The 22,255-nt window shown below is 72.7% G+C and carries 16 protein-coding genes; 6 read left to right on the top strand and 10 right to left on the bottom strand.

Going from position 1 to position 22,255, the window contains the following annotated elements; all coding sequences use genetic code 11:
- Window positions 1–11: 11 nt before the first annotated feature.
- Together ACFYPD_RS29125 and ACFYPD_RS29120 are read right to left on the bottom strand one after the other, a co-directional pair.
- A complete protein-coding gene (locus ACFYPD_RS29125) occupies window positions 12–638 on the bottom strand; it encodes a DUF305 domain-containing protein (RefSeq protein ID WP_387120277.1) in 627 nt (208 codons plus the stop codon).
- Between the two features lie 8 nt (window positions 639–646).
- Window positions 647–1,387 (bottom strand): lytic polysaccharide monooxygenase, encoded by a 741-nt coding sequence (locus ACFYPD_RS29120; protein WP_387120274.1) that lies wholly within the window; start codon window positions 1,385–1,387, stop codon window positions 647–649.
- Window positions 1,388–1,633: 246 nt separating this feature from the next.
- On the opposite strand from ACFYPD_RS29120, the gene ACFYPD_RS29115 reads away from it, so the two are divergent.
- Window positions 1,634–3,709, top strand: a complete 2,076-nt coding sequence (locus ACFYPD_RS29115; RefSeq protein ID WP_387120271.1) for a cellulose binding domain-containing protein — start codon at window positions 1,634–1,636, stop codon at window positions 3,707–3,709.
- Window positions 3,710–3,721: 12 nt separating this feature from the next.
- On the opposite strand, the gene ACFYPD_RS29110 is transcribed toward ACFYPD_RS29115, so the two are convergent.
- The 3 genes from ACFYPD_RS29110 to ACFYPD_RS29100 form a co-directional block, all read right to left on the bottom strand.
- Window positions 3,722–4,606, bottom strand: a complete 885-nt coding sequence (locus ACFYPD_RS29110; protein WP_387120268.1) for a phosphatase PAP2 family protein — start codon at window positions 4,604–4,606, stop codon at window positions 3,722–3,724.
- Window positions 4,607–4,701: 95 nt separating this feature from the next.
- Window positions 4,702–6,342: an MDR family MFS transporter gene (locus ACFYPD_RS29105; protein WP_387120265.1), complete on the bottom strand. Its 1,641-nt coding sequence runs from the start codon at window positions 6,340–6,342 to the stop codon at window positions 4,702–4,704.
- Window positions 6,339–6,809 carry a MarR family winged helix-turn-helix transcriptional regulator gene (locus tag ACFYPD_RS29100; RefSeq protein ID WP_387120262.1) on the bottom strand — a complete coding sequence of 157 codons (471 nt, stop codon included), beginning with the start codon at window positions 6,807–6,809 and terminating at the stop codon, window positions 6,339–6,341. Before ACFYPD_RS29100 ends, ACFYPD_RS29105 begins: the two co-directional genes overlap by 4 nt.
- 101 nt (window positions 6,810–6,910) lie before the next feature.
- On the opposite strand from ACFYPD_RS29100, the gene ACFYPD_RS29095 reads away from it, so the two are divergent.
- The 5 genes from ACFYPD_RS29095 to ACFYPD_RS29075 all read left to right on the top strand — a co-directional run bounded on the left by ACFYPD_RS29095 (window position 6,911) and on the right by ACFYPD_RS29075 (window position 11,079).
- On the top strand, window positions 6,911–7,501 hold the full coding sequence (locus ACFYPD_RS29095) for a TetR/AcrR family transcriptional regulator (RefSeq protein WP_387120259.1): 591 nt from the start codon (window positions 6,911–6,913) through the stop codon (window positions 7,499–7,501).
- A gap of 30 nt (window positions 7,502–7,531) precedes the next feature.
- Window positions 7,532–7,873 (top strand): MmcQ/YjbR family DNA-binding protein, encoded by a 342-nt coding sequence (locus tag ACFYPD_RS29090; protein WP_387120256.1) that lies wholly within the window; start codon window positions 7,532–7,534, stop codon window positions 7,871–7,873.
- A gap of 52 nt (window positions 7,874–7,925) precedes the next feature.
- Window positions 7,926–8,552 carry a GNAT family N-acetyltransferase gene (locus tag ACFYPD_RS29085; RefSeq protein WP_387120253.1) on the top strand — a complete coding sequence of 209 codons (627 nt, stop codon included), beginning with the start codon at window positions 7,926–7,928 and terminating at the stop codon, window positions 8,550–8,552.
- Window positions 8,553–8,635: 83 nt separating this feature from the next.
- Entirely contained in the window at window positions 8,636–9,967 is a 1,332-nt protein-coding gene (locus ACFYPD_RS29080) for a low temperature requirement protein A (protein ID WP_387120250.1), read from the top strand.
- Window positions 9,968–10,014: 47 nt separating this feature from the next.
- The gene (locus ACFYPD_RS29075; RefSeq protein WP_387120248.1) at window positions 10,015–11,079 is read left to right on the top strand and encodes a cellulose binding domain-containing protein; all 1,065 of its coding nucleotides are present in this window, start codon (window positions 10,015–10,017) and stop codon (window positions 11,077–11,079) included.
- A gap of 67 nt (window positions 11,080–11,146) precedes the next feature.
- Here ACFYPD_RS29075 and ACFYPD_RS29070 read toward each other — a convergent pair whose 3' ends face one another.
- From ACFYPD_RS29070 to ACFYPD_RS29050, 5 genes are all read right to left on the bottom strand, one after another.
- Window positions 11,147–15,430: a discoidin domain-containing protein gene (locus tag ACFYPD_RS29070; protein WP_387120245.1), complete on the bottom strand. Its 4,284-nt coding sequence runs from the start codon at window positions 15,428–15,430 to the stop codon at window positions 11,147–11,149.
- Window positions 15,431–15,523: 93 nt separating this feature from the next.
- On the bottom strand, window positions 15,524–18,385 hold the full coding sequence (locus tag ACFYPD_RS29065) for a discoidin domain-containing protein (RefSeq protein ID WP_387120242.1): 2,862 nt from the start codon (window positions 18,383–18,385) through the stop codon (window positions 15,524–15,526).
- 125 nt (window positions 18,386–18,510) lie between these two features.
- Window positions 18,511–20,097 (bottom strand): glycoside hydrolase family 13 protein, encoded by a 1,587-nt coding sequence (locus ACFYPD_RS29060; protein WP_387120239.1) that lies wholly within the window; start codon window positions 20,095–20,097, stop codon window positions 18,511–18,513.
- 148 nt (window positions 20,098–20,245) lie between these two features.
- Window positions 20,246–21,133 carry a carbohydrate ABC transporter permease gene (locus ACFYPD_RS29055; RefSeq protein WP_387120236.1) on the bottom strand — a complete coding sequence of 296 codons (888 nt, stop codon included), beginning with the start codon at window positions 21,131–21,133 and terminating at the stop codon, window positions 20,246–20,248.
- A gap of 12 nt (window positions 21,134–21,145) precedes the next feature.
- Window positions 21,146–22,102, bottom strand: coding sequence for a carbohydrate ABC transporter permease (locus ACFYPD_RS29050; protein WP_387120233.1), 957 nt, complete (start codon window positions 22,100–22,102; stop codon window positions 21,146–21,148).
- Window positions 22,103–22,255 lie beyond the last annotated feature (153 nt).

Genomic DNA, 22,255 nt, shown 5'->3' with positions numbered 1-22,255 from the left:
CGGTGTCCGGGTCACCGGGTGCGCAGCTTCGCCAGCAACGCGACCTCGGCGGTGCGGGATCGTTCGATCCGGCCGGCCAGGTCGCGTACCCGGGCGCTGGTGCCGGCCTGGACCTGGGCGCGGGCCAGCTCGGCGGCGGTCCGCTGGTGCGCGCCGAGCACGTCGAGCAGCACCCGGTCGGCCTCGCCGGGCGGGGCGGCCCGCAGCCGGGCCAGCCCGGCGGCGGCGTCGCTGTGGCCGGAGTGGTCGTGCCGCTCGGCGGCCGCCATTGCGGACGGGCCGGCCTCGCGCAGCCAGCCGCGCATGGTGGCCAGTTCGTCGGTCTCGGTGGCTCGGACGGCGGCGATCAGCGTGCGGATCTCGGGGTCGGTGGTGCGGTCGAGCCCGAGCCCGACGATGGCCAGGGTCTGCTCGGTGTGCGCCACCATCATGGCCAGGAAGAGCGCGTCGATGCCGCTGGTGGCGGTCTCGGCCGCCGGTCCGGGACGGGTGGCCGCGGTCGGCGCGGGCTGGCCGGTGCAGCCGGCGGCGGCCAGCAGCGCGGCCAGCAGCGCGGCGGCGAGCGGGCGGCGCAGGGCGGTACTCGTGTCGGGGGTACGCCGGGTGCCGGGTGCGGCGCACGCGGAGCGTGGCCGCACCCGTCCGGTCAGATCTGGAGCCACAGCGCCGGCACGTTCGGCGGTTCCCAGCCGGGGATCGCGGTGTGCGCCTGGCGGCAGCGGTAGGTCAGGCCGTTGTAGGTGACTGTGTCCCCCACCTGGTAGGCGCGCCCGGCGGTCCAGGTGCCGCCGGGGGCCGGCGAGCTGGTCGGGGTGGGCCGGGGCGTCGGGGTCGTCGGGGCGGGCGTCGGCGACGGGGTGGGCGTCGGGTTGCCGCCGCCGCCGATCTGGAGGTCGACGCAGGAGTAGAAGGCGTTCGCCGTGTCGGCGATGTTCCAGACGGCGAGGAGCTTCTGCCGGCCGGAGAAGCCACCCAGGTTGACGGTGTGCGACACGGTGGCGCCGGGCTGCCGGCCACCGCCGTCGACGACCGCCACGCGGGTGTTGCCGATCCAGTACTCCCAGTTGGACGTGGCGTGCCGGGCGGTGTTGACCCAGGTGAACGTCACCGAGCTGCCGACCGAGGTGGCCGGCCAGCCGCGGCTGTCGTCGTTGAGCACGGCGAACTGGGCGATGCCGGCGTTGCAGCTCTTGAGGCCCTTGGGGCCCTCGACGCTCTGCGGCTCGTACTTGATCTGGCCACAGTCGGGCACCCGGTTCTGGGCACATAGCGCCTGGCGGCTGGGCGGCGACGAGACGTAGCCGTGGGCCTGGGCGGGGACGGCGACCGCCAGGGTGGCGGTGACCGCACCCGTGGTGAGCAGCGGCAGGGTGATTCTTCGACGCATGACGGCAACTCCTTCGGGGGCGATGGGAGGAGATGTCAATGAACATAAATTAAACCTTGTTAACAGTAAAGACTCCTGTCTATAAATTAAGTCGCGTATCAGGGGCCTCCTTGAGCGCTCCGGCGCCGCCGTGGGATTCTGGTACGTCGATGGCTCTGCGCGGGGCCGACCGTCGTTCCTTGGGCACCCGGACACCGGGAGGGCGACGCAGGACAGACGATCGCCCGACCCCCGAAGGAACCCCGCATGAGCAGAAATTCCTCCACCCCGCGCCGCGTCACCGCGTACGCGGCGAGCCTGCTGCTCGCCCTCGCCGTGCCGGCCGCCGTCGACCCGCCCGCCGCCGGCGCAGCGGCCGACGCGGTGACGGTGACCGTGAACGCCCGCGCCGGGCTGGCCACCGTGCCGGACACCGCGCTCGGCGTCAACCACGCCATCTGGGACCAGCAGCTCGGCAGCACCGAGACATCGGACCTGCTGAAAGCGGCCGGCGTGACGATGCTGCGCTACCCGGGCGGCTCTTACGCCGACATCTACCACTGGCGGACGCACACCGCGCCCGGCGGGTACGTCGCCCCGAACACCGACTTCGACACCTTCATGGCCGCGGCCAGGCGGGTCGGCGCCGAGCCGATGATCATCGCCAACTACGGCACCGGCACGCCGGCCGAGGCCGCCGAGTGGGTGCGGTACGCCAACGTCACCAAGGGCTACGACGCGACCTGGTGGACGGTCGGCAACGAGAACTACGGCAACGGCCACTACGGCTCGGCCTGGGAGGCCGACGACCACCCGGACAAGAGCGCCACCCAGTACGCCCGGCTGGTCGTCGAGTACGCCGACGCCATGAAGGCGGTCGACCCGGACATCAAGGTCGGCGCGGTGCTGACCATGCCGGGGAACTGGCCGGACGGGCTGACCGCCGGCGCCGACCCCGGCCCCTGGAACCAGACCGTGCTCTCCCTCGCCGGTCCGAAGATCGACTTCGTCGACGTGCACTGGTACCCGGGCGGCACCGCCGCCGAGTCCCTCGCCCGGACCAGCCACCTCCCCGACGCCGTCTGGCTGCTGCGCCAGCAGATCGCCCGCTACGCCGGCCCGGACGCCGCCCGGATCGGGATCAGCTTCACCGAGCTGAACGTCGGCGCCGGCCAGAACACCCAGCCGGGTGCGCTCTTCCTGGCCGACGCCTACAGCGGGTTGCTGGAGCAGGGTGTCTTCACCGTGCAGTGGTGGAACGCGCACAACGGGATCGGCACGGTCTCGCAGGTCGCCGGGCAGACCGACTACGGCGACTTCGGGCTGCTCTCCAGCGGCGGGTGCACCGCCGACGGGTCGGTCTGCGAGCCGCCGTTCAACACGCCGTTCGCGCCGTACCACGGGCTGTCCATGATGAACCTCTTCGCCCGGGCGGGTGACCAGCTCGTCCGCGCCGGCACCGACGAGCCGCTGGTCGCCGCGCACGCGGCCCGCCGGCCGGACGGCAGCCTGGCGGTCCTGCTGCTGAACAAAGACCCGGACACCGCGTACCCGGTGGAGATCGACTACGCCGGCTTCACCCCGGCGGACGAGGCGCCGACGGTGCACACGCTGACCAACGGCGCGGGCGCGGTGGCCACCGGCCGGTCCAGCGGCGCGACCAGCCGGACGCTGCCGCCGTACTCGCTGACCACGCTCGTGCTGCGCCCGGCCGGTGTGGTCGGCGGCCGCCCCGGCGCGCCGGGCCGGCCCACCGCCGGTGCGGTGACCGACCGGACGGCGACCGTCTCCTGGCCGCCGGCCGCCCCCGGCGGCGCGCCGATCGCCAAGTACGAGGTGTACCGGCAGCACGGGGCGGTCAGCGAGCAGCTCGGCGAGACCGCCCGCACCTCCCTCACGGTCGGCAACCTCGAACCCGGCACCCGGTACACGGTCAACGTGCTCGCCCGGGACACCGCGGGCCGGGTCTCCTGGTCCTCCCCGCCGCTCACCTTCGCCACCGGCAGCCCGGCCGCCAGCACCTGCGCGGTCCGGTTCGGCACGGGCAGCGACTGGGGCAACGGCTACATCGGCACGGTCGACATCGTGAACACCGGCCCGAGCGCGATCGACGGCTGGACGCTCACCTGGAGCTGGCCCACCGCCTGGCAGCAGGTGAGCAGCGGCTGGAACGCCAACTGGGCGCAGGTGGGGACCCAGGTCACGGCGACCAGCACCGCCGACAACCGGCGGCTCGCCGCCGGCGGCGGCAGCGCCAGCGCCGGCTTCGTCGGCGCGTACAGCGGGCCGAACGTGCCGCCCAGCGCGTTCCGGCTCAACGGAACCGTGTGCGCCACCGGGTGAGCCGGGCGCGGGTCACCCCCCGCGGGGTGGCCTGAGCCGGCCGTCGGCCGCCGACGGGGTCCGCGGGCTCCGTCGGCGGCCCGCGCCCCCCGGTCGGCGCGGGGCCGGCACGACGTGCGGGCGCAGGCGCGCCGCGGACTCCGGCCCGGCCGGTCGTCGGCGCAACGAGCCCGGCCGGGGCAGCCCTGCCAGGATCACCCCGAGGAGGGCCACCGCGACGATCCCGTCGAGCCAGTAGTGGTTACCGGTGCCGACCACCACCAGCAGGGTGAGCACGGGGTGGGCCAGCCAGAGCCACCGCCACCGCCCGGCGGTGACCGTGACCAGCGCGACGGCGACGGCCACGGCCCAGCCGACGTGCAGGGAGGGCATCGCCGCGTACTGGTTGCTCAGCGTGTCGGCCTCCGGTGGGCCGTAGACGGCGGGGCCGTACCGGCTGCCGGTGTCCACCAGGCCGGTGAGCGCGGTCATCCGGGGCGGGGCGAGCGGGACGAGGACGTGCAGGGCCAGCGCCGCGGCGGTGAGCACGGCGAGGGCACGTCGCATCCACCGGTAGTGCACGGGATGGCGGAGATACAGCCACACCAGGCAGAGCGCGGTGGCCGGGAAATGCACGTACGCGTAGTAGCAGTTGGCCAGCCGGACCGGCAGCTCGTGGACGAGCAACGGGGCCTGCACGGCGGCCTCGTTCGGCAGGTGGAGCAGCCGCTCCAGCCACCAGATCCGCTCCCCGTTGGTCCGCGCGGTGCCGGACCGCCCGGCCACCGCCACCCGGCCCGCCTTGTAGGCGAGGAAGAGCGCGGCGACGAGGACCAGCTCGCGGACCGCCCGGCGCACCGCCCCGGCCGGCCGCGCGTCGACGGCCACCGACGGTGGCACGGGCTGCGTGGTGTCCACAGCGCCTCGATTCGGTCACGGCCGGCGTACGCCGGCCCGGTGGGCACGGACCAGGGCCGCCGCCGGATCGGCGACGGCCCTGGGACGACGGGGCGTCAGCGGCGGGCGCGTTCGCCCGGCCCTGTGACGTCCACGGCCACCTCGTCGAAGGCGGGCGCCCCGTCGACCGCGTCGGCCGCGACGGCGACCGAGCGGGCGGTGTCGGGCAGGTCCAGGCTGGACCGCAGGGTGACCGGCTTGAGCAGCAGCGCGGCCAGGATCCCGACGACCGCGATGGCGGCCGAGATCAGGAAGATGTGCCCGGTCGCGTCACCATACGCGGCCCGCACAATGTGCTGTACCGGCGCGGGCAGCGCGGCGAGGTTGAGCGTGCTGCCGCCGCTGCCGCCCGAGGTGGGAATCCCGGCCGCCGCCAGGTCATGGGTGATCCGGTCGGTGACCTGGCGAGCCAGGACCGCGCCGAGCACCGACACGCCGATGGTGCCGCCGAGCGAGCGGAAGAACGCCACGCTCGAGCTGGCCGCGCCGATGTCCTTGAGCGCCACGGTGTTCTGCACCGCCAGCACCAGGTTCTGCATGGTCATGCCGACGCCCACGCCGACGATGAACATGGCGGCGCCGACGAGGACCAGCGAGGTCTCGTGGTCGATGGTGCCGAGCAGGGCGAAGCCGACGACCAGGATGATCGACCCGGCCACGATGTACGGCTTGATCTTCCCGGAGGACGTGATCAGCCGGCCGGCGACGATCGAGGAGAGCAGCACGCCGGCCATCATCGGGATGGTGAGCAGGCCGGCCTCGGTCGGGCTGTAGCCGCGGCCGATCTGGAAGTACTGGCCCAGGAAGACCGCGCCGCCGAACATCGCCATGCCGACCGCGAGGCTGCCGAGGATGGCCAGCGCCGTGGTGCGCTCGCGGACGATCTCCAGCGGCACGACCGGCTCGGCGGCCCGCTTCTCCACCAGGACGGCGAGGGCGAGCAGCAGCACCGAGCCGCCGACCATCGCGCCGGTCTGCCAGGACACCCAGGCGAACGAGTCGTCGACGAACGAGATCCAGATCAGCAGCAGGCTCACGCCGGCGGCGATCAGGGTGGCGCCCAGGTAGTCGATCTTCACGTTGTCCCGCCGCGCGGTGGGCAGGTGCAGGGTGACCTGGAGCAGGAACAGCGCGACGATCGCGACGGGCACGCCGACGAAGAAGCACCAGCGCCAGCCGAGCCAGGAGGTGTCCACGATGAGGCCACCGAGCAGCGGGCCGCCGACCGTGGCGAGGGCCATCACGCCGCCGAGGTAGCCGTTGTAGCGACCCCGCTCACGCGGCGGGATCATCGCCGCGATGGCCACCTGGACCAGGGCCTGGAGACCGCCGACGCCGATGCCCTGGAAGGCGCGGGCGGCGATGAGCTGACCGGCGGAGTGCGCGAAGCCCGCCGCGACCGAGCCGGCCAGGAAGACCACGATGGCGACCTGGATCAGCAGCTTCTTGTTGAACAGGTCGGCGAGCTTGCCCCAGATCGGGGTGGTCGCCGTGGCGGTGAGCAGGGTGGCGGTGACCACCCACGTGTACTGGGTCTGCGAGCCGTTGAGGGCTCCGATGATCTTCGGTAGCGCGGTCGAGACGACCGTGCTGCTCAACATGGCCACGAAGAGCACCAGCAGCAGGCCGCTGAGGGCTTCCAGCGTCTGCCGCCGGTTCATGGGCGCGGCGTCGGCCGTCGCGGTGGGTGCGCTCATCGCGCGTCCTCCAGGTTGTCGTGTCGGGTGAGGGCGACCTCGAGGTCGCGGGTGAGACGCGCGAGCGCGGCGGACAGGGCCGCCACGTCGCCGGGGGTCCAGTCGGCGAGCGCCCGGGAGAGCACTCCGCCGTACCAGTCGTAGGCCTCGGCCATGGCGGCCCGGCCGGCCGGGGTGATCGTCAGGTGACTCGCCCGCCGGTCCTGCGGGTCGGTGCGCCGGTCGACCAGGCCGTCGGCGACCAGGGCGGCGACCGCCCGGCTGACCGTCGAGGGGTCGAGCCGGCTCCGCTCCGCCAGGTCCCGGGCGTGGCAGCCGGTGGCGCCGTCCCGGTCGATGTGCCGGAGCAGGCCCACCAGGCCGGGCGGCACGGCCGGCCGGTCGTCGGCGCGCCGCTGCTTGAGCAGTCGCACGCCGGTCAGCAGGTCCTGCAACCGGGCGACGAGCTCACGGCTGGTCGCGTCCACTCTTCCCCTCCCTGCGTTGGTTGCCTCAAGCAATAATTCGCGAATCTTGCGCAGTAGGCAAGTTTGCTCATTGAGAAACGGATCACGTACGCTGGGGAGCCATGGAAGAGTCCACCGGGCTGCGCGAGCGGAAGAAGGCGGCGACCCGCCTCGCCCTGCACGAGGCGGCCCTGCGTCTGGCCGCCGAGCAGGGGCCGGACCGGGTCACCGTCGAGGCGATCGCCGACGCCGCCAACGTGTCCCGGCGCACCTTCTCCAACTACTTCTCCAGCAAGGAGGAGGCCCTCTTCCACGGCGACACCATGCGGCTGCGGCGGCTGCTGGACCTGATCGCCGAGCAACCCGCCGACCTGACACCGTGGGCGGCGCTGAGTCGGGCCGCCCTGCGCCAGGCCGACGAGATGTACGACGACACCGCCGAGTCCTGGCTCACCCGGCGCCGCCGGCTGCACGGCAACCCCGGCCTGCTGGCGCACCAGGTGGCCGCGTACACGGCGATCGAGCGGGAGCTGGCCGGGGAGATGGCCCGCCGGCTCACCGGACCCGACGTGGCGCTGCGCGCCCGGATCCTGGCCGCGACCTTCCTGGCCACCCTGCGGGTCGCCGTTCAGCAGTGGATCGAGCAACCGGAGCACCCGCTGGCCGACACGCTGCGGGCCGCGCTCGCCCACGCCGCCCCGGCGGCCGGCTGACTGTCGCACGGCGGGGCTAGCGTCCTCGGCGTGGTCACCGTCGACGACGTCCGTGCCCTGGCGCGCACGCTGCCCCGCACCAGCGAGCACCTGATCCACGACCGGGTCAAGTTCCGGGTCGGCGCGATCGTCTACGTCGCGTTCAGCCGCGACGAGCGGAGCATGGGCTTCGGCTATCCGAAGGAGCAGCGGGACGGGCTGATCGCCGCCGAGGCGGCGCTGTTCTTCCTGCCCCGCCCCTCCGACCTGCGCTTCAACTGGGTCTGCTGCCACCTGGAGCGGCTCGACCACGCCCAGATGACCGAGCTGGTGTGCGAGGCGTGGCGGATGGTGGTGCCGAAGTTCCTGGCCCGCCAGCGGCTGGGCGGATAGCCCCGGCCGCCGGGCCTTCGGTGAGAGCGGTACCACGCCGTACGGTCCCGGCATGAGCGGCACCACGACATCCACGGCGGCCGTGCGGCCGTACCGGCCCGGCGACCACGACGCGGTCTACGACATCTGCGTGCGCACCGCCGACGCCGGCGGCGACGCCCGCGGGAGGTACGCCTCGGACGACCTCATGCCCGACCTGTTCGCCGGTCCCTACCTGCACCTCGAGCCCGACCTGGCGTTCGTCCTGGCCGACGCCGGCCGGGTGGTGGGCTACGTGGTCGGCACCGCCGACACCGCCGCCTTCGTCCGCGCCTACCGGCGCGTCTGGATCCCCCGGCTGGCGCACCGCTACCCCGCGCCGGCCGGTGACCCGCGCACACTGGACGAGGAGATGATCGCCCTGCACCACCATCCCGAGCGGATGCTCCTGCCGGAGCTGGCCGGCTACCCGGCCCACCTGCACATCGACCTGCTCCCCAGCCACCAGGGGCGCGGCCACGGCCGGCGGCTGCTGGAGACGTTCCTGGCCGCCGCCGCCCGCGCCGGCGCGCCCGCGCTGCACGTCGGCATGGTCACCGCCAACGTCCGCGCGCGGGGCTTCTACGACCGACTGGGCTTCCACGTCATCCCGGTGCCCGACCCGGGCCCGCTCACCTATCTCGGGCGGTCCACAACCTGAGCTGCGACGACGGTCCGGCCGGCGAGGCGGTACGGCGATCGATTCCGCCCCACCGGCCGGTCCGGCGCTGACAGACTCGTGCGGTGGGCGGCGACCGGTGGCGCAAGGGGCTGGGCCCCGCCATGCCGATCGCCCCGGCCGCCCGGGTGGACAAGTTCGAGATCTTCTTCGACCTCGTCTTCGTGGTGTCGTTCTTCATCATCACGCGGGCCACCGCGGCGAACGTGACCGGGCGCGAACTGCTGCACGCCATGCTGGTCCTCGCCGTGCTCTGGTGGTGCTGGGTGGTGCACAGCGTGGTGGCCAGCCGGCTCCGGCTGGGCGAGGGTTTCGTCCCGGCGCTCATGGTGATCGGCATGATCGCGTTGTTCACCTTCGCGCTGGCCCTGCCGCAGACGTTCGGCGACCTGCAGCAGGGCAGCGCCGGGCCCATGCTGGTCACCGTCAGCTACGTGGTGATCCGCGCCGTGCACCTGTCGCTGTACGTGTCCGCGACCCGGGGCGACCCGGCGGCCCGGCGCAAGCTGTGGCAGTTCGTGCCCGAGGTGCTGATCACCACCTGCCTGCTGCTGGTCGCGGCGCTGCTCCCGGCGAGGATCGCGGACCCGGACCTCGGGCTGTGGCTGCGCGACGGGCTCTGGATCGCCGTGGTCGTCGTGCAGTACGCCGGCGGCCTGCTGTCGGGCACGAAGGGCTGGCAGGTCACCTCCGCCGAGCACTGGACCGAGCGTTACGACCTGATCCTGATCATCGCGCTGGGCGAGTCGGTGATCTCGGTCGGCGTCGGCGGCAACCTGATCGGCAAGCCGGTCACCTGGCCGGCCATCCCCGCGGCGATCTTCGGGATCCTGTTCACGGCCGCACTCTGGTGGGTGCACTTCGACATGATCGGTCCGGCCGCCCGGATCGCCCTGCACGCCGCCGAGGGCCACCCCCGCGTGGCGATGGCCCGGGACGCGTACGCCTATCTCTACCTGCCCATGATCGCCGGGGTGATCCTGTTCGCGATCGGCGCGGAGGAGGTGGTGCGGACGATCACCGACCCGGTCGGCGGGGTGGCCGAGCGGGCCCACGGGCCTGCCGTGCCGCTGCTCTTCACCGGGGTGATGATCTATCTGGCCGCCGACATGGCCTTCCAGCTACGCACCCTGAAGACCCTGTCCTGGAGCCGGCTCGGCGCCCTCAGCGCGCTCGCCGCCGGGCTGCCGGTCGCCCGGCACCTGCCCGCGCTCATCGCGCTCGGCCTGCTCACCGCGATCTGCGTCGCGCTCGTCGCGGTCGAGCTGGTGATGATGGCGGACCCCCGCACCGCGCTGCGCCGGGCGGTGTACGAGGAGAAGGCCAGCCACGAGGCGGGCGAGGCGGCCTTCCGTGCCCGCTGGCACGACGGCGACCCGGACCGGCCCGCGGGCTGACCGGTCGCCCGTTCGCCATGGTGGGACGCGACCCTTAGAGTCTCCGCGTGATCGAGATCGCCACCGAGGTCGACCTGTTCCACCCGCCGGCACGGATCTGGCGGGCGCTGACGGAACAGGCGCTGCTCGCCAAGTGGTTCGCCGGAAGCGAGTCGCTGGGCGAGCGAACGCTGCTGCGGACCGCTGGGCTGCCCGGGTACGACGCCGACACCGAGGTGGAGGTGGTCGAGCTGCGCGCGCCGGAACGGCTGGTGCTGCGCTGCCGCGAGGCGGACCGGAGCACCCGGCTGGCCTGCGACGTGGTCGCCCTCGGCCACGGTTCGCGGCTGTCCGTGCGGGAGGTGCTGGAAGGGGGTGACTGGGACGCCGACCGGCGCGCCGAGCAGCACCAGCGGGCGGTGACCGGACGGCTCCCGGCGATCCTCGACTGGCTCGCGTTCCAGGAGGTCGACCTGCGCCGCGCCGAGGGCGGGCTGACCGCCGAACTGCCGGTGGTCGGGCCCGGTGAGGCGCGCGGCGGGGCCCGGCGTCGGCTGGTGCTGGTGATGGCCGCGGTCGTGGCGGTGCTCGGCGTGGCCGCCGGGGTGACGGTGTGGGCCACCCGACCCGCGCCGACGGCGCCGGCCGCCCAGCCGGCGTCGACCTCGCCGTCGCCGCTGGCGGAGCCCGCCGCGAGCAGCGCGTCGCCCAAGGCCACCCCGTCCCGGCCCACGCCGTCGACCACCCGCCGCAGCGTCGCGCCGAGCCCGACCGCGTCGGCCTCCCCGACCCGCACGTCCAGCCTCAGCCCGCGGCCGGCCGCGCGGCTGGCCGCCAGCTACGAGACGGTCTCCGACCGGGTCTTCGGCTACCGGGGCCAGGTGGTGGTGCGCAATCCCGGCCCGGCGGCGAAGCCGGACTGGACGGTGACCGTGACGCTGGGCGACGACGCCACCGTCGGCAGCGTCAACGGGGCCGAGGCGAAGCAGGACGGGGCGGTGGTCACGTTCACGGGCGCGGCGGTGCCGGCGGGCGGATCGACGACGATCCGGTTCGACGTGCGGGATCCCAACCTGGCGGCCACCGGGCCGGAGGGCTGCACGGTGGACGGGGCGGCCTGCGCTGGGCTGTGACGCGTGCGGCCACGGCACGGCGCCGCCGGGAGGACCGTTCCTCCCGGCGGCGCCGCTGGCCGAGGGGTCAGTTCCGGTTGATGGTGAAGGTGCTGGTCGTGTTCCTGATGTCCTGGTAGTTGTCGGTCAGCCGGAGGTTGGTGAAGGTGGCGGAGCCGACCGCCGGGCCCTGCCCCGGCTCGGGCATCTCGTTGACCCAGATACCGAAGCCGGACTTGGCGTCGAAGGCGTCGCCGCTGCGCTTCGCCCCGGAGATCGACACATTGGTCAGGACCGTGTCGGTGACCGGGTTCTCCGGTTGGTTGCCGGTGTACTTGGTCTGGAACATGATCCCGGAGTACGTCGGGTCCACGATGTCCACGTCGGAGATCCGGATGCCGCGGAACTCCTTGGAGGCGGAGAAGAGCCACAGGGCCGGGAAGGTCTGCTGACCCCAGAAGTGCCCGCCCGCCCGGATCAGCGAGACGTTCTGGAACTGGGTGGGCGGGCTGGCGCCGAACCCGACGAGCGGATAGCCGAAGTCCAGCGAGCTGATGGTGATGCCCGAGTACGTCAGCTGGTCGGCGATGTAGAGGTTGCGGAAGATGTTGTCGTACCCGCCGTAGACCGCCACGCCGGCCGCCCGCCACGTCAGTGTGGCGGTCAGGTTCTCGAACACGTTGCCGTGGTTGCCGCCCGAGCCGCCCTGGTCGGTCGCGGAGAACAGCGCGAAGGCGTCGTCGCCGTTGGAGCGGCCCTCCGAGTTCGTGACCAGGTTGTTCGTGCTGGCGTTGGTCATGTTCACCGCGTCGGCGAAGGTGTCCCGGAACCGGCTGTCCCGGATGGTCAGCCCGCTGACGCTCACCCCCCAGTACGCGCAGACGGTGTGCTCGACCCAGACGCTGTCCAGCGTCATGTTGTCGACGTCCTTCAGCTCGCCCCACACCTTGCCCGGACCGTCGATCCGGTTGGTGTAGTTGCCGAAGAAGGCCAGGTGGGCGAAGGTCGACCCGCTCGCCGAGGACTCCACCCGGAAGCCGGCGTCGGTGTTCTGCTGGTTGGTGGGCGTCTGGAAGCGGGTGTACCACATGCCCGCGCCGACCACCTTGACCGGCTTGCCGTACACCTGGAACTTCTGGGCGGTGTCGTAGGTGCCTGGCGGCAGGTAGACGCCGACGAGGTTGCCGGTGGGGTCCATCCGGACGGCGTCCAGGGCGTTCTGCACATCCGCGTGACTGAAGCCGTTCGGCACCGTGTAACGGGCCGGATCCGGGTTGGCCCGGGGCGACACCAGCTCGGTGTTGACGAAGTCGATCGCGTACGTGGTGCTGTTGGCCGGGTCCTTCTGCAGCCGGATGGTGGCACCCGCCGGGATGGTCGAGTTCAACATCACGTTGGCCTCGTCGTACAGGTGGCGGGGTGCGCCGGCGCCCGGCGAGTCGCTCGGGCCGGCCTCGGCGCCGTAGAGCCAGATGTGCTTCGAGGTGAGGTTGATCGGCTTGTGCAGCACCCCGTTGACGTAGATGTTCAACGTCGAGTCGATCCCGCCGCCGCCCGGGGCGTCCGGGATGGAGAAGCGGGTGACGAGGGTGTTGGTGGGCGCCCGGGTGGTCCACTCGACGTACGCGCCGGTGGTGTTCAGGGTGACCGCCCGGCGGCCGGACGCCTCGCCGGCCAGGTCGCCGATGGTCCGGTTCGGCCCGAGCACCTGGGCCCCGCCGCCGACCCGGCCGTCCTCGGCCTCGTACATGTCGTACGGGACGTTCGCGCCCCGCCCGACGAACAGCGGCCGGTCGCTGGTGTTGTTCTGCTGCTTGACCGGCAGCTCGTTGGCGTCGGCGGCGAGTGCCACCCGCACCGTGTACCTCCCGTTCGACGCCGTCCAGCCGCCCAGGTTGACCGGCGGGCTGGTCGCCCCGGCCGCCAGGGTGCCGCTGTACGAGCCGGTCAGGGTGCGCACCACCGCGCCGGTGTCGCTGAGCAGGGTGAGGGTGATGCCGTGCGCCCCGCCGGCCGAGGTGACCGTGCCCTGGTTGCGGATCGACACCGCGAAGCTGACCGCGGTGCCGGCGCTCGGCGTGCCCGGTGACCAGCTCACCGACCCGGCGACCAGGTCGGAGCTGGGCACCGGGCTGACCGTCAGCGAGGCGGTCCGGCTGTTGTTCGACTCGTTCTGCTCGATGACCGTGTTCGCCTCGTCGGCGGTGGCGGTCACCTCGTAGCTGCCGGCGTTGCGCGCGCCGATGCCGACCGTGACGGTCGCCGACGCCCCGGCCGCGAGCGCCCCGACGGCCGCGGTGCCGACCTTGGTCGTACCCAGCCAGAAGGTGACCGCCGAGGCGGCGGCCGGCGCGGTGCCGGCGTTGCGGACGGTGGCGGAGAGGGTGACCGGGTCGGTCTCCACCGGCGCGGACGGCGCCGCGGACAGGGCGGTGACGGTGAGGTCCGGGTTCGGCGCCGGGGTGCCGATCACCTGGAACTCGGCGACCTGCCCGTTGGACGAGCCTGAGTTGGCGGTGAACTGCAGCCGCACGTCCGCGGCGGTGGCGCTGACCGGGATGGTCACCGTGTTGCTGCTGCTCGGGTTGAACGAGTACGTCGCCGAGCCGACCACGCTGGTGAACCCGGAGGCGGACTGCTCCCGGCCCAGCACCTGGAGGGTCTGCGTGCGCGGCCCCCACACCGGGTCGGGGTTGAGCTTGACCACGACCGCGCTGATGCTGGCGTTGGCGCCGAGCGCGACGGTCAGCGTGCTCGGGTACGCCCCCGGCGCGCCCTCCCAGTAGGTCGTCACGTCGCCGTCGTTGGCGTTGGCCGCGTTGAACACGTGCACCACCGAGGAGGCGGTGATCGGCTTGCCGGCGGCCAGGTTGGTGCCGCCCGGGGTGCTGCCGGTCCGGGTGACCGTATTGGAGGTCGCCGAGACGTTCCCGGCCGCGTCCCGGGCCCGGACGAACCAGGAGACGGTGGCGCTGTCCGGCTGGCTGTCGGTGTAGCTCAGGGTGGAGCCGTTGACGCTGCCGCGCAGCGCGTTGTTGGCGTAGACGTCGTAGCCGGTGACCCCGACGTTGTCGGTCGACGCCGTCCAGGTCAGCCGGATCTGCCCGGCCGCCGGCTGGGTGTACGCCAGGTTGCCCGGCGCGGTCGGCGCCGTGGTGTCCCCGGTGTTGCCGGTGCGGGTGACGGTGTTGCTGGGGGCCGACTGGTTGCCGGCCGCGTCGCGCGCCCGGACGGTGTAGGAGACGGTGAGGCCGGCCGGCTGGGTGTCGGTGTACGTGAGGGTCGACCCGCTGACGCTGGTGCGCAGCGTGCCGTTGGCGTAGACGTCGTAGCCGGTGACGCCGACGTTGTCGGTGGACGCCGTCCAGGTGAGCCGGACCTGGTCGGCGGCGGGCTCGGTGAAGGCCAGGTTGCCGGGGGCGCTCGGTGGCTGGGTGTCGCCGGTGGCCGGGCCGTAGACCTCCAGCTCGGCGAGCTGGCCGGCGGGCCAGCCGGTGTTGGCGGTGAACAGCAGCCGCACGTAGCGGGTGGTGGCCGTGCCGAAGGTGACGGTGACGGTGTTGCCGCTGCCGGGGTTGAACGCGTACCCGGCGGAGCCGGCGAGCGTGCCGAAGGTGGTCCCGTCGGTGCTGCTCTGCACGGTCAGCGTCTGGGTGCGCGCCGGCCAGCCGGCGGGAAGCTTGAGCACCACCTTGTTGACCGCCACGGCGGCGCCGAGGTCGACCCGGATCCACTGCGGGAATGCGTTGTTGGCGCTCTCCCAGTAGGTGGCCGGGTTGCCGTCGTTGGCGTTGCCCGCGCCGTAGACGTCGGAGTGGCCGCTCTCCGCCATGGTCCGGCCCAGGGCCAGGTTGGCCGAGGCGCTCGCCGACCCGTACACCTCAAGCTCGGCGAGCTGCGCGGCGGCCCAGCCGGTGTTGGCGGTGACCGTGATCCGGACGTGGCGGGTGCTGGTGGCCGGGAAGCTCAGCGTGACCGTGTTGCCGTTGGCCGGGCTGAAGGTGCGCCCGGCCGGGGCGACCAGGGTGGTGAAGGTGCTGCCGTCGGTGCTGCCCTGCACCGACAGGGTCTCGGTGCGGGACTCCCAGCCGCTGGGGAGCTTCAGCACGACCTGGTCGACCGACTGGGCGGAACCGAGGTCGACCTGGGCCCACTGGGGAAAGGTGCTGCCGGCGCTCTCCCAGTAGCTGCCGGCGTTGCCGTCGGTGAGGTTGTCGGCAGCGTAGGGGCCGTTGACGCTGCTGGCCGTGGCGGTGCGGCCCAGGGCGAGGTTGGGACCGCCGGCCGCGGCGGCCGGGGACGGGGGCGGGGCCGTGACGGCCAGTGCGACCGCGGCGAGCACCGCGACCAGCCGGGTACGGAATCTGGACATGGTGGAGGGACACCTTCTTCCTGGGACGTGGAGAGGTGGGTGTGGTGGGGGGGTGGACGGGGTCCCCGCCGCGCCGCGGGGACCCCGGGGCGGTCAGGTCGCGTACACCTCGAACTCGCCGAGCTGGCCGGCGGGCCAGCCGGTGTTGCCGGTGAAGGTCAGCCGGAGGTGCCGGCGCCCGGCGGACGGGAACGTGATGGTGGCGGTGTTGCCGGTGGCCGGGTCGAAGGTGTAGCCGGCCGAGGCCTTCACCGTGGTCCAGGTCGACCCGTCGGTGGAGCCGAGCACCGACAGCGTCTGGGTGCGGGTCTGCCAGGCCGACGACGGCGGCAGCTTCAGCACCACCCGGGACACCGGGTACGTCGCGCCGAGGTCCACGGTCAGCGACTGCGGGAAGGCGTTGTTGGCGCTCTCCCAGTACGTCCCGGCGTTGCCGTCGACCGTGTTGGCCGCGCCGTACACGTCGGCGTGGCTGGTCTCGGTGACCGGCCGCCCGGCGGCCAGGTTGCCGCTGGGCGGCGGCGGGGTGGTGGTCGGGGGTGGGGTGGTGGTGGGCGGCGGGGTGGCGCCCGTGCCGTACACCTCGAACTCGGCGGCCTGGCCGGCCGGCCAGCCGGTGTTGCCGGTGACGCTGAGCCGGAGGTGCCGCCACTGTCCCGCCGGCAGCGGGATCGACACGGTGTTGCCGGTGGCCGGGTCGAAGGTGTAGCCGGCCGAGGCCTTCAGCGTGGTCCAGGTCGACCCGTCGGTCGAGCCGAGCACCGACAGTGTCTGGGTACGCCGCTCCCAGCCGGCCGGCAGCTTGACCACCACCCGGTCGACGGCGCGCGCCGCGCCGAGGTCGACGGTCAGCGTCTGCGGGAACGCGTTGTTGGCGCTCTCCCAGTAGGTGCCGGCGTTGCCGTCCACGGCGTTCGCCGCCGCGTACGTCTGGGTGCTGCTGGACGCGGTGGCCGGCCGGCCGAGCGCCAGGTTGCCGCCCGACGGCGGCGGGGTGGTCGGCGTCGGGCTCGGCGTCGGGCTGGTCGGGGTCGGCGTGGGCGGGGTGGACGGGCCGTTGCCCCACTGCGGCTCGGGCCACGGCCCGCAGTACGGGTTCGCCGAGTACCAGCCGGAGTTGCCGGCGCCCTGGGTGATCTGGAAACCGCTGCCGACGCAGTTGTACATCGGGTTGGCCTGGGCAATGCCGGTGGCCCGGACGTTCGTGAAGCTGACCTGGCTGGGCGCCTGCACCTGGAGCGCGAAGGTCCCCGCGCCGTCGATGCGCACGTTGCTCAGGTTGATCCCGCTGGTCTGCCCCTCGATCCAGTGCAGCGCGGCGTAGGAGCTGTCCAGGATGTCGGTGTCGGTGACGTTGATCGTGGCGCCCTGGATCGGCTCGTTGAGCGCCGAGAACCAGAGCGCGCCGACGCCGAAGCGCCAGTTGTAGTCGGAGTTGCCGTTGCGGATCAGGGTGTTGCGGGCGACGGTCACGGTGCCGGCGACCGCGGTCGGGCCGTTCACGCCGGGATAGCGGTTGGCCACGTGGATGCCGCCGCCGTTGGTGACCGAGTCGGCGGTCACGTTGTCGGTGATCCGGATGTCCCGGCCGCCGTAGGTGACCAGGTTGTTCGCCAGGATGGTGACGCCGACGGTGTTGAAGGTGAAGGCGTTGTTGACGTTCGGCGCGTTCTGCGCCCACATGGCCAGGCCGTCGTCGCCGGTGTTGCGCACGAAGGTGTTGGTCACCGTGGAGTTGGTGACGCCCCAGTGGAAGTTCACCCCGTCGGCCGTCTGGTCGAGGATCCGGCTGTTGCGGATGGTGAAGTTGTCCATCGGGCCGTCCATCCAGGCGCCGACCTTGGTGTGCTGCAACCAGAGGTTGTCCACCACCGAGTTCGACATCGCCCCGCCGAGGGCGTTGACCTGGTCCTCGTCGACCCGCTCGCGGATGTCGCCGATGATGGCGAAGTCCCGCAGGGTGACGTTGCGGCTGGGCCCGCCGGCCTCGTGCGGGCGGATCCCACCGCTGTAGCCGCCACCGGGCACGTACTTGCCGTAGATGCCGGCGGCCCGCTTGCGGTCGGTGGGGTGCCGGCCGCCGAGCACCGAGTACCAGGGCCCGGCGCCGCGCAGGGTCACCCCGTCGACCACCACGTGGTCCCAGAGGGTGAACGTGCCGGCGGGGATCCAGACGGTCTTGCCTTGGGCCTTGCCGGCGTCCACGGCGGCCTGGAACTTCGCCGTCGAGTCGGTCGCGCCGCTCGGGTCGGCGCCGAAGTCGGTGACCACGTCCAGGACGCCCGCGGGCTTGGCGATCTGCCCGCCGACCAGCTCGAAGTCGGCCAGGTCGACGGTGAAGCTGGGCGACTGCGCGGTCGAGGAAACCTGGAGGCGGATCCTGGTGCCCGCCGGGTACGTGGTGCCGAACAGGGTGCGGGTCTCGTCGTAGAAGTGGTGCGGGTTCGTGTCGCCGGGGTTGTTGTTGAACGGGTATCCGCCGTAGTACCAGCCGTACCGGGACGTGACCGGGACCGCCTTGACCAGGGCGCCGCCGGCGCGCAGGTCGATGCTGGCGTCGCGGCCGGTGCCGGCGGCGTTGTCCGGCAGGCTGTACCGGAAGGTGACCGCGTTGGCCGGCGCGGTGAGGGTGAACTCGACGTACTCGCCGACCGCGTCGAGGGTGACCGCCTCCCGGCCGGACGCCTCCGACGGGAGGGTGCCGTAGCGCCGGTCGGGGCCGATCCGGGTGCCGGTGTGGGCGGCGTTCTCCGCCTCCTGCTCGGCGAAGGGAACGGTGGCGCCGCGACCGGCGATGTCGAACGGGGACAGCCCGGCGGCGCGGGCCGGGGTGGCGGTGGTGGTGAGCGCCACGACGGTGACGGAGGTGGCGGCCAGCGCGGCGCCGGCCAGGACGGCGAGCCCCGCGCGGAGCCGGCTGCGGCGGGGGTGGTGCGGGGTGGTGTGATCGGCCATGGGGGGTGCGCTCCCTTTCGTCGGATGGCCAGGTCCCCCGTGCGGTGCGGTGGTTCCTCCCCTCCCTCCTGTTCGGGTGGCGCGGCGGGCGGCGCCGGCGGCGGGCCGCCGGCGCCGGGGACGGGTCAGCCGGTCCGCAGCCAGACCGCGGTGTCCGGCGGCAGCCGGTCGTCGTCGAGCGGACCGCTGGCCAGCAGCAGCCGCTCGTGCCCGGGCAGCGGCACGGCGGCGGCGGAGAGGTTGACCAGGCAGGTGAAGTTCGGGTCCCGGGCGAAGGCGAGCACCCGGTCGGGGGCGGGCAGCCAGGTGAGCGCGCCGTCGCCGAGCGCCGCCTCGGACCGGCGGATCGCGATGGCCGCCCGGTAGAGCTCCAGCATCGAGTGCGGGTCGCCGGTCTGGGCGCGGACCGTGCGGTCCTTCCAGTCGGCCGGCTGGGGCAGCCAGGGCCCGGCCGCCGCGCCGTCGGGGCTGAACCCGAACGGCGGGGCGTCACCGGCCCAGGGCAGCGGCACCCGGCAGCCGTCCCGGCCGGGGTCGACGCGACCGGAGCGTTCCCACATCGGGTCCTGGCGCAGCTCGTACGGGATGTCCTCGACCTCCCAGAGCCCCAGCTCCTCGCCCTGGTAGACGTACGCGGCGCCGGGCAGCGCCAGGGAGAGCAGCGCGGCGGCGCGGGCCCGGCGGGTGCCCAGTTCCAGGTCGGTGGGGATGCCCTCGCGCTTGGCCGCGAAGCTGAACCGGGTGTCCGCCCGGCCGTAGCGGGTGACGTGCCGGGTGACGTCGTGGTTGGAGAGCACCCAGGTGGCCGGGGCGCCGACCGGCGCGTGCGCGCTGAGCGTCCCGTCGATGCTCTCGCGCAGCGCCGAGGCGTCCCAGGCGCATCCGAGGAAGTCGAAGTTGAAGGCCGCGTGCAGCTCGTCCGGGCGCAGGTAGTTGGCGAACCGCTGCCGGTCCGGCAGCCACACCTCGCCGATCAGGGCCCGGTCGTCGGGGTAGGAGTCGGCGACCCGCCGCCAGCCCCGGTAGATCTCGTGCACCCCGTCGAGGTCCCGGAAGGGGTGTGGCCGGTCCGGCCGGGTCTCGGGCAGCGTCCCGTCCTTGACCAGCAGCCCGGCCGAGTCGATCCGGATGCCGTCCACGCCGCGGTCGAACCAGAACCGCAGGACGTCCTCGAACTCGGCGCGCACCCGCGGGTGGTCCCAGCTGAAGTCCGGCTGCTCGGGGGCGAACAGGTGCAGGTACCAGTCGCCGGGGGTGCCGTCCGGGTTGACGGTCCGGGTCCAGGTGGGGCCGCCGAACTCGCCGACCCAGTCGGTGGGCCGCTGGTCGCCGTTCGGACCGCGACCGGGGCGGAACCAGAACAGCTCCCGCTCGGGCGCGTCCGGCCCGCCGGCGAGGGCCGCCCGGAACCAGGGGTGCGCGTCGGAGCAGTGGTTCGGCACCACGTCGACGATGGTCCGGATGCCCAGCGCGTGTGCCTCGCTGATGAGCGCCTCCGCCTCGGCGAGGGTGCCGAAGACCGGGTCGATGTCGCGGTAGTCGGCCACGTCGTAGCCGGCGTCGGCCATCGGCGAGGGGTACCAGGGGCTGAACCAGATCGCGTCGATGCCGAGCTCGGACAGGTAGTGGAGCCGGGACCGGATGCCGGCGATGTCGCCGATGCCGTCGCCACCACCGTCGGCGAAGCTCCGCGGGTACACCTGGTAGATCACCGCTCCACGCCACCACGGACCACTGTCTGCTGTGGACACGAGCACCTGCTTTCTGGGTTGGTACGTCGGCGGGTTCGCCGGACCTGGATGTGTCGGGCGAACGGTCGTCGGTCGCCTCGGGAGGTTTCGCCGGTGGTGTCCGGCGCGGTCAGCCCTTGAGGCTGCCGGTGGTCAGGCCGGACATGATGTTGCGCTGGAAGATCAGGAAGATGACGACGGTCGGGATCGCGGCGATGACCGAGGCGGCGATCACCACGTTCATGGGGGTGCCACCGGCGAAGGCGTAGATGCCGACGCTGACCGTCCGGGTCTCGGGCGACGGCATGACCAGCTTCGGCCAGAGGAAGTCCTTCCAGACCGCGGTCACCGCGAAGATCGAGACCACGCCGAGGATGGGGCGCGACATCGGCAGGATGATCGACCAGAGCGTGCGCAGCGGGGTCGCCCCGTCCACGAAGGCCGCCGCCATCAGGTCCTCGGGGATCGAGTCGAAGAACCGTTTCAGCAGGAAGATGTTGAACGCGTTCGCGACCAGGGGCAGCCAGATGGCGAACGGCGAGTCGAGCAGGTTGACGTGCAGGATGGGCAGGTCGATCACCGTCACGTACTGCGGGACGATGAGGACCATCGCCGGGATCATCAGCGTCGCCAGCATCAGGCCGAGGATCGCGTTGCCGAAGATCGGCCGGAGCTTCGACAGCGCGTACGCCGCCGCCGTGTCGAGGACGAGTTGGAACAACACCGCGCCGGTCGCGTAGTAGAACGTGTTGAACAGCAGCTTGGCGAGGTCCAGGTTGTTCCACGCGTCGACGTAGTTCTGCGGCTGGGGGTCCTTCGGGAACAGCGACGGCGGGGTCTGCGCGATCTCCTGGCCGGACTTGAGCGCGCCGGTGACCATCCAGTAGAGCGGCCCGATGAAGACGAGCGTGAACGCCACCACGACGACGACGAGCAGCGTCCAGTAGATGATCCGGCCGCGTCCCCGTTCGAGCTGGGCCTGGGAGATGAGGGTCCGGGTCCCGGAGTCCTGTGCCATTCCTCGTCCGTCCTAGTCCTGTTTCGCGGTCAGCCGCACGTAGACGGCGGAGAAGCCGGCCAGCACGACGAGCATGATCACGCCGAGCGCCGCGGCGCCGTTGAGGTCGTTCTGGAAGAACCCGTGCTGGTAGATGAGGTACGCGACCGAGGTCGCCGAGTCCCCCGTGCCCGCGCCGTTGGCGAGGATCAGCGGCTCGATGAAGAGCTGCATGGTGGCGACGATCTGCAGCATCGCCAGGAGCGCGAGGATCAGCCGGGTCTGCGGAATGGTGACGTGCCGGATGCGCCGCCAGATCCCGGCGCCGTCGAGCTCGGCCGCCTCGTAGAGTTCGCCGGGGATGTTCTGCAGCGCCGCCAGGTAGATCAGCACCGCGCTGCCCATGTTCATCCAGGTCGACGCGAGCACCATGGCCGGCATGGTCATCCCGGGTGACTGCATCCACTCCGAGGTCGGCAGGTGCAGCGCCGCGAGGATCGCGTTGAACAGGCCCGCCTCGCTGGGGTCGTAGGCGTAGAACTTGAAGAGGAACAGCGCCGAGGCGGGCGGCAGCATCACCGGCAGGTAGACCAGGATCCGCAGGTAGCCCCTGGCGTGGCGGAACTCGTTGAGCAGGATCGCCACGAAGAACGGCACCGCGTACCCGAGGACGAGTGCGAGGACCGTGAAGTAGAAGGTGTTCTTCCAGGCGGTCCAGAAGCTGGGGTCGGCGATGATGCGGGCGTAGTTGTCCCAACCCACCCAGGTGGTCTCGCCCCGGCGGGTGCGCTGGAAGCTCATCACGACGCCGCGGATCATCGGGTACCAGGAGAAGACGGCGAAGCAGACGACCGCCCCGATCAGGAACGAGTGCCCGGTGAGGTTGTCGCGTACCTTGCGGCCCAGGCTCGTCCGCCGGCGGCTCGACGGGTACGGCGGCTCGGGGCGACCCGGTTGTCTGGTGGTACCCGGGACGGTGGTGACAGCCAAGGCGTCTCCTGCGGAAATCGGTGGCCGGACGGGGTGGGGCGGGGTGTGGGGGGGGGGGGCCCGCCCCCCCCCCCCCCCCCCCAACCCCCCCCCCCCACCCCCCGGGTGGCCCTCTAATAAGCCCGTGTGTGCCACGCCGCGGAGTTTGCGTGA

Origin of the sequence: Micromonospora sp. NPDC005299, assembly GCF_042872345.1 — a bacterium.
Taxonomy (GTDB): Bacteria; Actinomycetota; Actinomycetes; order Mycobacteriales; family Micromonosporaceae; genus Micromonospora.
The sequence above is the reverse complement of the archived record's forward strand: the minus strand, read 5'-3'. Positions and strand labels throughout refer to the sequence as shown.

Coding starts and splice junctions, on each gene's coding strand:
- ACFYPD_RS29120 (WP_387120274.1), bottom strand. CDS start 1,387: ATGCGTCGAAGAATCACCCTGCCGCTGCTCACCACGGGTGCGGTCACC.
- ACFYPD_RS29115 (WP_387120271.1), top strand. CDS start 1,634: ATGAGCAGAAATTCCTCCACCCCGCGCCGCGTCACCGCGTACGCGGCG.
- ACFYPD_RS29105 (WP_387120265.1), bottom strand. CDS start 6,342: ATGAGCGCACCCACCGCGACGGCCGACGCCGCGCCCATGAACCGGCGG.
- ACFYPD_RS29095 (WP_387120259.1), top strand. CDS start 6,911: ATGGAAGAGTCCACCGGGCTGCGCGAGCGGAAGAAGGCGGCGACCCGC.
- ACFYPD_RS29085 (WP_387120253.1), top strand. CDS start 7,926: ATGAGCGGCACCACGACATCCACGGCGGCCGTGCGGCCGTACCGGCCC.
- ACFYPD_RS29070 (WP_387120245.1), bottom strand. CDS start 15,430: ATGTCCAGATTCCGTACCCGGCTGGTCGCGGTGCTCGCCGCGGTCGCA.
- ACFYPD_RS29065 (WP_387120242.1), bottom strand. CDS start 18,385: ATGGCCGATCACACCACCCCGCACCACCCCCGCCGCAGCCGGCTCCGC.
- ACFYPD_RS29055 (WP_387120236.1), bottom strand. CDS start 21,133: ATGGCACAGGACTCCGGGACCCGGACCCTCATCTCCCAGGCCCAGCTC.